We start from the raw sequence: 13,570 nt of genomic DNA on the forward strand, positions 1-13,570 counted from the left end.
ATACGTTCCTGGCGCGGGCCGGCATCGAGCGAAATATACGCCTGGAGGTCCCCCATTTCGTCGCAGTAGGCCACATCCTGCAACGCACCAACTTGATGGCAACGGTGCCTGAACGATTCGCCAGCAGTTGCGAACATCCCTTCGGGCTCACGGTGCTGCCGACGCCGGTAGAACTGCCCAACATCGAAATCAACCTGTTCTGGCATGCACGCTATAACAAGGATCCCGCCAATCGCTGGCTGCGCCAGCTGATGTTCGAGTTGTTCTCTGATTAATTCACCTGAGCGGTTTCTTTGCGCCCAGGCCTTGCAGTAACGTGCAGCACCTTCGTCGCACTGCAAGGACCTGTCGTTAAGTGAAACTCCATCAAATCAAGGCACTGGTCGCCATCCACCAGACCGGCAGCATCAGTGAAGCCTCGCAGATTCTGCATGTCACCCAACCCGCCATCAGCCGATCGATCAAGGATCTGGAGAGCGAACTGGGCCTGGCCCTGTTGCAGCGATCCCACAAGGGCATGTCGCTCACCGACGAAGGACGCCGCATCATTCGCCATGCACAGTTGACGGTCGAGAGCATGCGACGCCTGCAACTGGAGGCGGAAAACATCAAGGATATGCAGGTCGGTGAAGTCACCATCGGTGTCACTTCCCTGACATCGGTGCTCAAAGGCCTGGGCGAATGCATTGCCGGGTTCCAGACCAGGAATCCGCGTGTGCGGATCCGCCTGGTGGATCTTCGGCCCAACCTGATGCTGCAGCGACTGCGGGACGGTACGCTGGATTTCGCCATTACCTCGCAACAGCATACCCAAAGGCTGAACCTGGATTGGGAGGCGCTGAGCCGCATGCAGGGCCTGGTGGTCTGTCGAAAAAACAATCCGCTGCGCCATTCCCACTCGCTTCGTCAGTTGCAGTTCGCCAACTGGATCAGCCTCGATGCCATCGACGATCACTCGTCGCAGTTCTATCAAATGTTCGAAGACAACGAGATTCCTCCACCGCAGCGGATTACCGAGTGCTCATCGGTATTGTTGGCGCTTGATCTCCTGCACCACGCCGATGCTTTCATGACGCTCAGCGAAGCCGGCATGGAAAATTCACTGCCCAAGGGGCTCAATGAAGACCTGGTACAGGTCAGGATCGAAGAAATCATCCCCGAGTACCCCATTTACCTGGTCTGTATCGACCGCAATGCGCTGACCACAACGGCTCGTGACCTTTATTACGCGATCAGAGACGTGCTCTCAAAGCATCAAACAGCGGATTCTTCGCGCTAGCGCAGGCCCGAGAAACTTAAGAAAAACGCAACGATATGCCTAACGGTTAAGTCTCTCCCCATCCGTTGGGCCCGGTCGCCCTAACCTCCCGGATAGAGGGCCGGAACTTGCAGCAACCGCCTGCGCGCTGTGCCAGCAAGACGGCGCCGCTGTCGTCAAACAGTGCGTGTGATCGATAATCGGGCAATATCGCACCGAACTGGCGCCGCCTTTGCCAAGGGCGGCTACGCATCTTAACCAACGGTTAATCCTCGAAGAAAAGCGCAAGTGCGCAGTGACAGTGTTTGCCGGATATTCGGGGCACAACAAAACTGTCACAGGAAAAACCGATGACTACCCTGCAAGCGCCCCCCCTCCGCTGCGCCGCGACGCCCCCCGCGATCGGTTCCAGGAAAGCCACTGTCGCCTGCGCGCTAGGCAACGCCCTGGAAATGTATGACTTCACGATCTACAGCTTCTTCGCCGTGGTGATCGCGAAAAACTTCTTCCCCGCACAATCGGCCATGGCCTCGCTACTGATGTCGCTGGCCACCTTTGGCGTCGGCTTTCTCATGCGCCCGGTGGGCGCCGTGGTGATTGGTCGCTTCGCCGACCGCCGGGGTCGCAAGGCCGCGTTGAGCCTGACGATCAGTCTGATGACCTTCGGCACCGCGCTGATCGCCTTCGCGCCGTCCTATCAGGACATAGGCCTGTTCGGCACCTTGATGCTGGTGGCTGGCCGCCTGACCCAGGGCTTTTCCGCCGGCGGAGAAATAGGGACAGCATCGGTGTACCTGATGGAGTCCAGCGCCACGGCCAATCGCTGCCGCAATGTGAGTTGGCAGGCTGCGAGCCAAGGCTACGCGGCCATGGTCGGGGCTGGTCTCGGTTTGCTGCTCAACAACGCGTTGAGTGTCGAGGACCTTGAAAGCTGGGGCTGGCGCATCCCCTTCATGCTGGGGCTGCTGATCGGACCGCTGGGCTGGTACATCCGCCGTTGCCTGCCGGAAACCCACGAAGCCGAACCGAGCAAACGCGACGGTCGGTTGCGTGATCACATCGACCTGCGGCACACCCTGCTGGCGATCGGCCTGATGGCCAGCGCCACCATCGGCATCTACCTGTTCATTTTCTACATGCCCGCCTACCTGACGGTCACCCTGGGTTACCCGCAGCGCAGCGCCTTGGCCATTGCCTGCGTGGCCAGTGCCTGCCTGGCGGTCATCACGCCCCTGGCCGGGCGCTTTGCCGATCGCCACGGCCTGCGCAAGAAACTGCTGGCTTGGACCATCACCCTGCCCGTGCTGATGGCGTGGCCTGCCTTCTACCTGCTCGGTTTGAGCACAAATTTGTGGGTGGCGATGTTCGTCATCGCGATGCTGGTGCTGCCTGGCTGTATCGGTTCGGGTGCTTTCTTCGCCCTGATCATGGAAGCCTTCCCGAAAAATCGCCGGGCGCTGGGCACCGCCGTCAGCTACAGCTTCGGCGTCACCCTGTTCGGCGGCTTCTCGCCGTTGATCGCCACCTGGCTCACGGCGGCCCTGGATAACCCCCAGGCGCCCGCCCTGTACCTGCTCGCCGGCGGCGCCATCAGCCTGGCGTGCCTGGCGGTATTCCCCGAAAACCCTGGTCGGGAGTGACCTGATGAATGCATTGACCCAAACCCAAACCCCGGCCGAACTGGACCTGGATGCTTTCATCCAGCTGCGCCGGGACATCCACCAGAACCCTGAACTGGGCGCGCACACCCCGCTGACCGCCGAACTGGTGGCCAGCAAGCTCGAAGAATGGGGCTACGAAGTGCATCGCGGTATCGGTGGCCATGGCGTGGTCGGTGTACTGCGTCGAGGCAGCGGCACTCGTCGCCTGGGCCTGCGTGCCGACATGGATGCTCTGCCGATGCAGGAGAACAACCGCTTCGCCCATGCCAGCCGGATCGCTGGCCGCATGCACGCCTGCGGCCACGACGGCCATACCGCCATCCTGCTGGCTGCCGCGTGGCGAATCGCCCGGTCCGCCGACTTCAATGGCACCCTCAACCTGATTTTCCAACCGGACGAGGAAGGCCTGGGCGGCGCCAAGGCCATGATGGACGACGGTCTGTTCACGCGTTTTCCGTGTGACGCGATCTTTGCCTTGCACAACTTGCCGGGAATACCGCTGGGCACCGCTGTGGTCCAGGCCGGCCCCACCATGGCCTCTTCGGAATGCGTGAAGGTTTTGATCAAAGGTCGTGGAGGTCACGGCGCAATGCCCGAGCGCGCCGTAGATCCAATACCGGTGCTGGCCAGCATGATCAACGCGATCCAGACAGTGAAGTCTCGCAATCTGTGTGTTGATGAACACGCCGTGATCAGCATCGGCATGGTCGAAGCCGGCACCGTCTACAACATCATTCCCGACACGGCCTCGATGCTGATCAGCGTGCGCACAGACACTGCGCAGACCGAAGGCAAAATCAATCAGCGCCTGGCACAGATCGCTCAAGGTCATGAACAGATGTTCGGCGTCGACATCGAACTTGAAACTACGCAGCTGGCGCCAGCGCTGGTCAATACGGCGACGGAAACGCAGATGCTTCGTCAAAGCCTGGAGCCGCTATTCAAGCCCGGTCACTTGTTGCCCCAGGCGGCGAAGATAATGGCGACAGAAGACTTCGCCTGGATGCTGACCGAGGTTCCGGGCTGCTACTTCTTCCTGGGCAACGGCGAAGGCGAGTTTCATGGCTGCTCCGTGCATAACCCCCACTACGACTTCAATGACGAGCTGATTCGCATCGGCTCTGACTGCTGGCTGAAACTGGTGAAGGATTATCTCTGCAGCCGCTAAACCGACAACCCGCTTTTGAACGACCGCCATCAGGCCCACTGCGGCCTGATGGGCTAGTCGGGCCACGCCCTGCCCTCGCAAAAAATCCATAACGATGACTCGGCGACTTACTTCTTATCTGCCCTAAAAACAACAACAGGCAAGGTCTATGTATCGCACAGGTAATTTGGCGTTATTCACCGTCGGCTCGCTGGCGGCCGCAGTTTGTTCTTCCCAGGCCCAGGCCCAGGAACAAGGTTTTGTGCAAGACAGCTCACTGACGCTAAATACCCGTCAGTGGTACTCACACGAGGTCGGCCACAAGGATACTTTTTTCAAACTGCAAACACCCGACGGGGTCCGCAAGCTGCGTGACCGTACCGCCTGGCTGCAAGGCATCAGGCTCGACTTCGTTTCCGGTTTTACCCAAGGGCCGGTCAAATTTGGCCTGGATCTGTCGACCTTCTCGGCCGTGGCGCTGGAACGCAGCCGCGAAGCCGCGGCAGGCGGCAGTAACCGATTGCTGGTGAACCAGGACGGCGATGTGGTCGATGACTGGAGCAAACTCGGCATCGCGGCGCTGAAGTTCAAGGTTGCCGACACACTGCTCAAGGTGGGCAGGCAGCAAGTCCGGACGCCGATGATGTCCTACACCGACACCCGAACCTTGCCTTCATCGTTCAATGGGGTGACCCTGGAAAGCCGTGACATCGAAGGTTTGACGATCAAGTCTGGCTACTTCGACAAGGGCTCGCCGCGTACGGGAGCCGGAAGCCAGGACTTGACGCCCACTTATGGCTCGCCCCTGGTCACCAGTGACTTCAACGCTTACGCCGGGGCCGACTACCTGTCGAGCGCGGGCTGGCGCAGCAGCGCCTACGTCTCTCGCTTCGACGATATCTGGGATCGCCAGTATCTGGGCCTGGGCAAAAAAACCAACTGGGGGCCGGTCAACGTCGATGTGCAACTGGATGCCTATAACACCCGGTCCAGTGGTCGCGAAATCGGCGGCAAAATCGACCAGCAGGCCTACGGCCTGAGTATCACGCCGCAATGGCGCAACCACTCGCTGAAGATCGGCCTGCAGAAAATCAAGGGTGACGAATATTTCGATTATCCCTTCGAGTCCAATGCCATCAGCCTGCCCAATATCATGATGTCCTTCTTCAACGGCCCCAATGAGCACTCGATCGGGGCGTTCTACAGCAACGACCTGGTCGCTTATGGGCTACCGGGCCTGAAGACTACGCTCTGGTACATCAAGGGCATGGGCATCGACGGCAGTCATTACGACGGTGGCCCGAACGGCATCTACAACTCGGTACTCAAGCAACAGGGTGAAAGCCACTATGAAGTGGGCGTCAATGCCAGCTACACCGTGCAATCGGGAACCTTCAGGAACATCAGCCTGATCACCAGTTATTCCTCGCACCGTGCCAGTGACTATCAACTGGAAGGCAATGAGGACGAGCTCAGGCTTATCGTCAACGTACCGATCAAGGTGTTCTAGGCCGCTCATTCGGCTGCCTGGAGCCGGCCACCCTGCATTTGCGGGTCATCGCCCGAAGTGGTAGTAAGCCAAAGTCATTCGCACTGACGGCTTTTGCACGGCCCGCTATTGCGGTAGTTGCCGCAATAGCGGGCCGGGGGTGTGCGGCTATCAACTTGAAAGTAAATTAGAAAGGCACGGTCAGTTTCACCCAGTAAGCCTCTCCCTCTGCCCTGTTCCGAACTTGGGACTCCTGCTGCCATTTAGCAGTCAAGAACCAGCCCTTATCACTGGTGTATTTCACCGAAGGGCCAATAGCGAATACCTTGCCTTTATTGTCCTTTATGGTATCGCCATCTTGTCGGTCATCCGTGGTCTGCTGGTAAATGTACCCCCCCACCCCCACGACCCAGCCATTACCAAGCCCCCAACCCACTGCGTAATCCATGTGTAACTCCTGACCTGAGCGGTAATCAGTCGCTTTATTGCGCAGGTTGAAGTCATACATGGTCTTGGCATCGATGTTCAGCCCGTTCGGGTCGATATAAGACACCGCTAATACAGGCTCGATCACCCAGTAGTTACGACCGAGGTTGGCCAAGTCATTTTTATCGTACTCGCCGGTGGGCGCGATAAAGTCCAGGGCGACAATGCTGTGAAGTTTCTCGCTGTGATGAAAGCCGAGTGCCGGACCAAAAATCATGTCGCCCAAGCCCTGTTTGCTTTGCGATTGCCCGTTGAGCTCTACTTTCAAATCCACGAGTGGAGCGATTGCGTGGAAAGCCAGGCTCCCCCCGAATACTTGTTGCTCAGTGACCCAGATCAACCGCGGCGCAATGGCGTTGGCCCGCACCCTGAAATCCACCGGCACTTTGGCGCCGCTATTGTCACGCAGTGAATCGGCCTCGTAATGATTGACGAAGAACTGCGAATAAAGACCCGGTGGAGGCATCGCCCCCGACATGTAGTTTTCAGAACCCATGGGGTAGGAGGAACCGCCGTTCTCGGTGGCCTGAACCCCAATGCTGGTGGCGGCCAGCAAAATTAAACCGGCGTGGCACAGATGACGAGCGCAAGTCTTGTTTGGTACTGCTTTCATAGTTGATGACCATTTTGTTGTTTTTATAGTCAGCCGGTACCCTGCCGGTTGTCGGCAAACCAGCAGGGTTGGCGTTTTTTCCAGGGTGAAATCAGATTTTTTTGAAGAGCGCCGATCTGGTGCTTTCGGCTGCGCCATCCGCGGCGCTATAGAAGCGTTCCATGAAAATGTCGCGCTCGAACAATCGCCCCTGCATCAGGCAGGTGATGGCTGCATCAATCATCACTGGTGGTCCGCACAGGTAGGCCTTGCGGCTGCTGAAACGCCCTTCGAAGTGCTGTTTCGCAGCGTCATGGACGTAGCCCTTGAAACCTTTCCACTCCTCGTCGTCCTCCGCTTGGCTGAGCGCAGGTACGTAGGTGAAATTGCTGAACTCGTGTGCCAGTTCTTCAAACAACTCGCGGTTGTAGAGCTCAGCTCGATTGCGTGCGCCCTGGAATAGCACAATCTGGCGGGTATCACCGGCTTCCAACAGATCGAGAATCATCGACTGAGGACTCGACAATCCCGAGCCACCGGCGATGAATATCAGATCACCGCTTTGTGATGTTCGTACGAAGAACTGGCCATAGGGGCCGGACAATTCCACTGCGTGACCGACTTGAAGTTGATCGTGGATCAGGGTGGTGGCCAATCCACCGTCTACACGGCGCACGTGCAGTTCAACTTCGTCTGCGCGCCTTGGCGTGTTGGCCAGCGAGAACGCCCGCGTCCCTTCAACACCTGGCAGTTGCAGGTTGATGTACTGACCGGCCTGAAACGCCATGGGCCGGTCGAGTTTCAGATGCACGCCCTTGATGGTGGGCGACAGATCCTCAAGCCTGGTGACAACCGCTTGATAGTCCTCGACAGGGTGTCCGAGGAAGTCCGGGTCGGCGTCGATATCCGCTTCGATCACCATGTCGCTTTGAGGAATGGCACAGCAGGCGAGAACCTTGCCTTCATCCCTCTCCATATCCATCAAGGCGAATGACGATGCCGCCCCCAGATCTGCCTCGCCTTCGAGCACCTGGACCTTGCAGGTGGCGCAGGTACCGTGGCCGCAGGCGAAAGGCAGCCAGACACCCTGACGCAAGGCGGCCTGCAGGATGGTCTGGCCCTCCTCCACTTCGATTTGCTCGCCGGTGGGTTCGATGGTTACTTGGTAGCTCATGACCGGTTCCTCAGTTGAAAGTGCCGGCAATGCCGTTCAAGCCGGGTGTGTTCATATGCAGCAGGCTTTTATGGTCTATGCCGTTATCGATCAGGCTGGCCGCGTAGTCCGGAGTGAAAGGCCGGTCGTTCAATCGCCACAGTGCCTGGCTGAAGTCGACACGAGGGGCATCCGGATGTTGCGCAATGGACGACTTCACGACCTGCTCGATGAACGCTGCGAATGGCATGGTCGGTGGCAGAGGAAAGGTAAAGGGCGCGCAGAACATCAGGTGTTTTTCCCAGCACAGGTACACCAGCTGCAGGCCATTGAAGTTGTCCTGGCTATCCAGGGGTTGGGCGCTGTAGGCACCAATGGCAGTCACGGGCATGATCTTGTCCTTCTTCTTGTCAGGTAGTTTGCAAGCGGATGCGAACACCCGCTTCGTCGCTCAGCGCCAGGCCTCAACCGGTCTTGCGCAGATCCGGATCGGCAGGGGTAGTCGGCGCGCTGTTACGATCATTCGGGTGCCAGTCCTGCCAGCGTCGATGCTCGGCGGAGCCCAGGTACTCGAAGTTGTCCTCACCGGAATTGATGTTGTAGTAATCGCGCACAACTCCCTCGACATCGCCAGCCCCGCAGTTGCCCTGGAGGATCTGGTGCACCGGCAACCAGGCCTGTATGTACTTCGTGGGTTCGTACTCGAAAATGTCGCAGCAACCCTGGGAGCAGAAGTGATAACGCTCACCCTCGTGCTCAGCGCTGCGATGACTCAAGGTCGTGAGCTCATCAGGCTCGGTAAACCCCAGCGGGATCTGGCAGATCTGGCAGAGCATCGGTAGCGTCGGGTTGTAGAAGCGCTCACCCTTCTCTTGCAGCGCGCGCCAGTGCTCGTAGCGTGGGCGGTAGATCTTGTCAAAGGTGTCCGGGTACTTGGAGGACAGCCAGTCCAGCTCCTCGTCGGTCGGCATCCAGGTGTGGAAGTTGGTTGCCTGGCTGTACTGATAGAAGATCGACCACGCCTGATGGCTGATGTGGTCCTTACCGATATTGGCTTCTTCGACATGCTTTGGCGGACGGATGCCATAACGCTCCAGGTCCTTGAACAGCGCACCACCGGCCTCTTCGAAGTACACGCCCCAGGCTTCGGACCAGGACATGACTTTGTTGGGCAGCATGTAGTCCATCATCATCCCGACCAGCGTCAGCAGGCGGTAGCCGCGCCAGAACCACTTGTCGATCCAGCGCTGGATGATCGGCACGTTGTCCTCGTGTTGCTCCAGCAGGAACTTGATCACCTCAAGACCGAGGGTCATGTGCCGGGCTTCGTCGGACTGTGCGGAGAAACCGAAGGTCACCGTGGCCATGTCGCCGTTGAACGCGGCACCCGACATGAACGGCACGAACAACAGGTTGGTCAGCACGTATTCGAAGGAGAACGAGATCGCCGTCAGGAACTCGAACGGACCCGCCGTGCGCGCATCTTCGAAGAAAGACTTGGGCACCGAGAGGAACCACACACGGTCATGCATATGGGCGAAATCATGCAGGCCGTTGAAGTGCTTGTTGTAATGACTCATGGCGTGAATCTGCGTCTGCACGTGACGCAGTTCGTCGATCGCCTGCATCTGGCAAGCGATGCGCGCACCCGCGCCGCTGAACTGCCGGCCAACCCGGGCGAAGCCCTGGTAGGCCTGATACTCCAGGGGTGTCACACCGGACAGGAACAGCTTCAGCGCGTTGACATAACGGGCGTCCGACAGCGTGGTATGGCCGTTGTTTTGCGAGAAGGCATCGAAGATCGCGTACAGCTTTTTCTCTTTCTCGGCCTGGTATTTCCAGTAGGTGTCCATGGTCAGGCGGAACGGGTCTTCCCACTTGTCCCAGTCGGTAATCTTGATCCCTTCGAAACGCTCGTGGGGGTAGATGTCCTCGTGAGTCTGGTAGCTGGGTTCCCAGTCCAGGTCGCGGGTCATGCAGCGATATTTTTCTTTGGCATTGAGGCGTTTTTTCACGGCCATGCTGGCTCTCCAGAATTCTTGTTATCGAACAAACGCTAACGGCGCGATGGCCGCACTCAGCTGTTCCAGTGCAGGGAAAAACTGTCGTCCTCTTCCTCGACGTTGCCGCCCAGGGTGATCACGTACATCAGCATTTCCTGGATATCCCAAGGAGTACCGGTGATCTGCTCTACGGTTTCGCGACGAATTTCAAGGCGATTACTGGCTTCGATGCGGATCATCGACGGCTGATGCTGGACAACCGCGTGGGGGTTGTCGGTCGTGATGGCTTCGACGATCGAGCGTGCGTAATCGGTGTCTTGCAGGTTGATGTAAACGAGGGAAGTCATGCGGCAGCTCCTGTCAGGCCAATTTTTTTCAAGCGAGCGGTGAAATCCGCCTGGACGGCTTCCAGTGCAGCAACACCGAGACCTTTGGCTGCCAATGGGGCCAAGGCTTCAAGCGAGCGCTGGCTCCAGCGATCGACCCAGCCTTGCACCATTGCCTTGTTTTCAGGGCTTTCGTTGATCACCGTTTTGAGCAGGGCGTCCACCCAGCGCTGGCTGTCGGCGAACCACAGGCGCATGAACTCGGTCAGCATGCCGACCTGGCCGGCACCGTTGGCCGACAGATGCTCGTCGAGCTTGTGGAACATCAGCGGGTAAACCAGGCCATCGCTGACCACGTTCTGCGCCACGGTCAGTTCGAACCAGTCACGTATGACCAGGGTGTCTTCGACGTAGCGGCGCATCCCCTGCCAGGCAGAATCGTTGAGCCACAACTGTTTGGCCTGGGCGAGAAGCTGGACGTCGCCGTCATCGAGCATCAGTCCTATGCGCGAAAGGTATTGAGCGATGCCCAATCGATCCATCGCCTGGAACATGTGCATCTGCGTGACGCTGGTGCCGAAGCCATCGGCGGCGATGTTGCTGTTGTTCATGTTCGCGCCCAGCTCCGCATGGCGCAGAGGCAGCAACAGCGTACTGATCAGCCGGATATTTTCTGGCGACAGGCTGGCGAGCATGTCGCGCTTCTCACAGAAGGCGTAATCGTGCTCGGCGTTTTCCTGCATCTTGGCCCGGGCCTGGACATAGGCACCGTAGTAGTACTGGCGCGGATCGCTGACGGCATACCAGTCGGCCATGACCACATCGGTACGGGTGGCATCGTTGAGCAGTTTGTCGGGTTGCCACAGCGGCCGATAATGAAAATTGGTCGCCGATTCCAGGTCGAAACTGGCTTCCTGATAACGGCTGGCAACCTTGTCGCCAAAACGGCGACGGGTATGGCTGAAGGTGTTGCGGATCGTCTCGACAGTCGTCGTCTTGATCTCGACACTCATGGAGCGGTCTCCTGTAGTTGTTGTTGTTTGGGGGGGCGGCTTATTCAGCTTCGCGGGAGTCGCCGTAACGCCACTTGCGTGCATCGGCGTCCAGGGCGTCGGACATTTGCGCGTCCATGTGTTGCACATGGTTGTTCTGGCAAAACTGCTTGAAGGCTTGATGCGGCAGCACCAGCTCGACAAACAGCTCCGGGTAGCCGATTGCGAAATCGAATTCGACAAAGGCATCTTCCGGCTTGCTGCGCACTCGGATGAAGCGCGGCATTTGGTCGAAGTTGCTACCAGGTTGGTTCATGCTCGGGTACTCCCCTGTTGTTCTGCAGGGAGACGGAGCAACAACGGTGCCAGCAACAGCAGTGAGGAAAAAACAAAAAATAAATATCTTATAAAACAGATAGATAAACCACTCTCCAGGGTTCTGCTTTCTAATCCCGGGGTTAATTTGGAGTGAGTGCTGATTGCGACGATTTGATCATTTGATCAATCCCGGGCCTGCCGATTTGAGCAAATAGCCCATACATGACAATGACCATTCGGACTATCCTTGACCCTGTGTTGGCGATGCCTTCAAGACAGTTTTCAGGACGCTCCGGATAGGGAGTTTTCAAGGAGCGCAAGTAGCAAGAGTTCTGGTTCGCACCCCCAAAACGCGCCTCAGCCTGGGCGTAGGGTGACGAATCATCCCCACCAACAAAAAAGACTTAGGGGTGTGTTTGCATGACCATGAAGTACCGAGCCTCGGAGCACTCCGCGCTGCTCAAGGATCTGACCGATCGCATCCACTTCCTCGGCAGTGAGGGGAAAATCTGGCTGGATGAACAGCGGATGATGCTGATGCAGGTTTCATCGATGGCATCGTTTCGCCGAGAGCTCATCGAGACGATCGGCGAAGAGCGTGCAAAGGGGTTTTTCCTGCGGCTGGGCTATCAGTCCGGCCTGAAAGATGCTGAATTGGCCCGCAAATTACGCCCCAACGGCAGTGACATCGACATGTTCCTGATAGGCCCTCAACTGCACTCGCTCAAGGGTATGGTCAAGGTACGTCCGATCGTCATGAACATTGATATCGAGGCAGGAACCTTCTACGCCGAAATCGAATGGATCGACTCGTTCGAGGTCGAGAACCATCAGAGCGAGCAGCTGCATTCCGATCAACCCGTCTGCTGGACCTTGCTCGGGTACGCGATCAGCTATTCGTCATTTTTCACGGGTCGTCAGATCATCTACAAGGAAGTCAGCTGCCGCGGCTGTGGCGACAGCATGTGTCGCATCATCGGTAAACCCGCTGAAGAGTGGGAGGATGCCGATACCTTCATGCGCTACTTCCAGAGTGATCCAATCATCGATGAGTTGCGCACCCTGCAGCTTCAAGTCGAAAACATGAATCAACGCCTCGAGTTGCGTGAAGGTCAGTTTTACGGGATTGGCCAATCTGCCGTTTACCGCAAGACCTGTGAACTGATTGACAAGGTCGCGCCAGGAAAAGCATCCGTGTTGCTGTTGGGTGAAACGGGCGTCGGAAAGGAAGTCATCGCCCGCAGCCTGCATTTGCGCAGTGAGCGTGCGGGAGGTCCTTTCATTGCCATGAACTGTGCGGCAATCAGCCCGGACCTGATAGAAGCCGAGCTGTTTGGCGTTGAAAGAGGCGCGTATACCGGTGCACAACAATCTCGCATGGGCCGCTTCGAGCGGGCACATGGAGGCACCCTGTTTCTTGACGAGATCATCGAACTCTCTCCACGCGCCCAGGCGAGTTTATTGCGTGTGCTGCAGGAGGGAGAACTCGAACGGGTGGGCGATAGCCAGACTCGACGAGTGGACGTGCGCGTAATCGGCGCGACACACGAAGACCTGGGCCAGGCGGTAAAGAATGGAAGATTTCGAGCCGACCTCTACTACCGCCTGAATGTCTATCCCGTTCGAATTCCGGCATTGCGTGATCGTCGCGAAGACATCCCCCTCTTGATTGATCACTTCCTGGAAAAGTTGCACCAGAGCTACGAAAAAAAGACCCTCGGCCTATCCGATCGTGCCTACGAGGCGTGCTTGCGCTATGACTGGCCGGGCAATATTCGCGAGCTGGAAAACCTGCTGGAGCGTGGTGTGATCATCACGGACAACAACAAGACGATATCGGTGGAGGCGCTCTTCCCGCACATGTCTGTAGAGGCACTGAGCATTGGGCTGTCGAGCGAAGGTAACCTGGTCAGCCAGAAGCTTCAGCCCGCAGATGATTGGGTGGACAGGCTCCTCGATATGGGGGTGAGTCTGGATGACGTGGAACAACAGCTGTTACAGGGCGCTATGGATCGAGCGAATCAGAACGTCTCGGAAGCTGCCCGCTTACTTGGCATAACGCGACCAGCGCTGGCCTATCGATTGAAGAAGCTGCCCGTGGGCTAAGGATCAGGTTGAGGTTCGCAGGTGGGGGCGAAAGGTTGC

Annotated in this window: 13 protein-coding genes; 6 read left to right on the top strand and 7 right to left on the bottom strand. The window is 57.8% G+C overall.

The window, feature by feature from the left end:
- The 5 genes from SOP95_RS20855 to SOP95_RS20875 form a co-directional block, all read left to right on the top strand.
- A partial coding sequence (locus SOP95_RS20855; RefSeq protein ID WP_323608145.1) for a LysR substrate-binding domain-containing protein occupies positions 1–275 on the top strand: 275 nt, incomplete at its 5' end.
- Positions 276–355: 80 nt separating this feature from the next.
- On the top strand, positions 356–1,279 hold the full coding sequence (locus tag SOP95_RS20860; protein WP_274075286.1) for a LysR family transcriptional regulator: 924 nt from the start codon (positions 356–358) through the stop codon (positions 1,277–1,279).
- A 329-nt stretch (positions 1,280–1,608) separates the two neighbouring features.
- A complete protein-coding gene (locus SOP95_RS20865; protein WP_274075287.1) occupies positions 1,609–2,898 on the top strand; it encodes an MFS transporter in 1,290 nt (429 codons plus the stop codon).
- Between the two features lie 4 nt (positions 2,899–2,902).
- On the top strand, positions 2,903–4,087 hold the full coding sequence (locus SOP95_RS20870) for a M20 aminoacylase family protein (protein WP_274075288.1): 1,185 nt from the start codon (positions 2,903–2,905) through the stop codon (positions 4,085–4,087).
- Between the two features lie 241 nt (positions 4,088–4,328).
- The gene (locus tag SOP95_RS20875) at positions 4,329–5,576 is read left to right on the top strand and encodes an OprD family outer membrane porin (protein WP_274075289.1); all 1,248 of its coding nucleotides are present in this window, start codon (positions 4,329–4,331) and stop codon (positions 5,574–5,576) included.
- Between the two features lie 166 nt (positions 5,577–5,742).
- Here SOP95_RS20875 and SOP95_RS20880 read toward each other — a convergent pair whose 3' ends face one another.
- The 7 genes from SOP95_RS20880 to SOP95_RS20910 form a co-directional block, all read right to left on the bottom strand.
- On the bottom strand, positions 5,743–6,654 hold the full coding sequence (locus SOP95_RS20880) for a SphA family protein (RefSeq protein ID WP_274075356.1): 912 nt from the start codon (positions 6,652–6,654) through the stop codon (positions 5,743–5,745).
- 91 nt (positions 6,655–6,745) lie between these two features.
- Complete coding sequence (locus tag SOP95_RS20885; RefSeq protein ID WP_274075290.1) at positions 6,746–7,807, bottom strand: NADH:ubiquinone reductase (Na(+)-transporting) subunit F; 1,062 nt, start codon at positions 7,805–7,807, stop codon at positions 6,746–6,748.
- Positions 7,808–7,817: 10 nt separating this feature from the next.
- Positions 7,818–8,177: a phenol hydroxylase subunit P4 gene (locus tag SOP95_RS20890; RefSeq protein WP_274075291.1), complete on the bottom strand. Its 360-nt coding sequence runs from the start codon at positions 8,175–8,177 to the stop codon at positions 7,818–7,820.
- Positions 8,178–8,250: 73 nt separating this feature from the next.
- The gene (locus SOP95_RS20895; protein WP_274075292.1) at positions 8,251–9,807 is read right to left on the bottom strand and encodes an aromatic/alkene/methane monooxygenase hydroxylase/oxygenase subunit alpha; all 1,557 of its coding nucleotides are present in this window, start codon (positions 9,805–9,807) and stop codon (positions 8,251–8,253) included.
- A gap of 56 nt (positions 9,808–9,863) precedes the next feature.
- The gene (locus tag SOP95_RS20900) at positions 9,864–10,136 is read right to left on the bottom strand and encodes an MmoB/DmpM family protein (protein WP_274075293.1); all 273 of its coding nucleotides are present in this window, start codon (positions 10,134–10,136) and stop codon (positions 9,864–9,866) included.
- Positions 10,133–11,128 carry an aromatic/alkene monooxygenase hydroxylase subunit beta gene (locus SOP95_RS20905; protein WP_323608146.1) on the bottom strand — a complete coding sequence of 332 codons (996 nt, stop codon included), beginning with the start codon at positions 11,126–11,128 and terminating at the stop codon, positions 10,133–10,135. Before SOP95_RS20905 ends, SOP95_RS20900 begins: the two co-directional genes overlap by 4 nt.
- A 40-nt stretch (positions 11,129–11,168) precedes the next feature.
- Entirely contained in the window at positions 11,169–11,423 is a 255-nt protein-coding gene (locus SOP95_RS20910; protein ID WP_274075295.1) for a phenol hydroxylase subunit, read from the bottom strand.
- 422 nt (positions 11,424–11,845) lie between these two features.
- Here SOP95_RS20910 and SOP95_RS20915 point away from each other — a divergent pair, with 422 nt between their 5' ends.
- Positions 11,846–13,531: a sigma-54-dependent Fis family transcriptional regulator gene (locus tag SOP95_RS20915; protein ID WP_323608147.1), complete on the top strand. Its 1,686-nt coding sequence runs from the start codon at positions 11,846–11,848 to the stop codon at positions 13,529–13,531.
- The last annotated feature ends 39 nt before the right edge of the window (positions 13,532–13,570 follow it).

It is taken from the genome of Pseudomonas sp. YuFO8, assembly GCF_035065025.1.
Classification (GTDB): domain Bacteria; phylum Pseudomonadota; class Gammaproteobacteria; order Pseudomonadales; family Pseudomonadaceae; genus Aquipseudomonas; species Aquipseudomonas putida_AE.

What these genes read in the sequence shown, in the direction of transcription:
- SOP95_RS20900 (WP_274075293.1), bottom strand. Translation starts at nt 10,136, where the DNA reads ATGACTTCCCTCGTTTACATCAACCTGCAAGACACCGATTACGCACGC.
- SOP95_RS20870 (WP_274075288.1), top strand. Translation starts at nt 2,903, where the DNA reads ATGAATGCATTGACCCAAACCCAAACCCCGGCCGAACTGGACCTGGAT.
- SOP95_RS20910 (WP_274075295.1), bottom strand. Translation starts at nt 11,423, where the DNA reads ATGAACCAACCTGGTAGCAACTTCGACCAAATGCCGCGCTTCATCCGA.
- SOP95_RS20895 (WP_274075292.1), bottom strand. Translation starts at nt 9,807, where the DNA reads ATGGCCGTGAAAAAACGCCTCAATGCCAAAGAAAAATATCGCTGCATG.
- SOP95_RS20865 (WP_274075287.1), top strand. Translation starts at nt 1,609, where the DNA reads ATGACTACCCTGCAAGCGCCCCCCCTCCGCTGCGCCGCGACGCCCCCC.
- SOP95_RS20905 (WP_323608146.1), bottom strand. Translation starts at nt 11,128, where the DNA reads ATGAGTGTCGAGATCAAGACGACGACTGTCGAGACGATCCGCAACACC.
- SOP95_RS20890 (WP_274075291.1), bottom strand. Translation starts at nt 8,177, where the DNA reads ATGCCCGTGACTGCCATTGGTGCCTACAGCGCCCAACCCCTGGATAGC.
- SOP95_RS20885 (WP_274075290.1), bottom strand. Translation starts at nt 7,807, where the DNA reads ATGAGCTACCAAGTAACCATCGAACCCACCGGCGAGCAAATCGAAGTG.
- SOP95_RS20915 (WP_323608147.1), top strand. Translation starts at nt 11,846, where the DNA reads ATGACCATGAAGTACCGAGCCTCGGAGCACTCCGCGCTGCTCAAGGAT.
- SOP95_RS20880 (WP_274075356.1), bottom strand. Translation starts at nt 6,654, where the DNA reads ATGAAAGCAGTACCAAACAAGACTTGCGCTCGTCATCTGTGCCACGCC.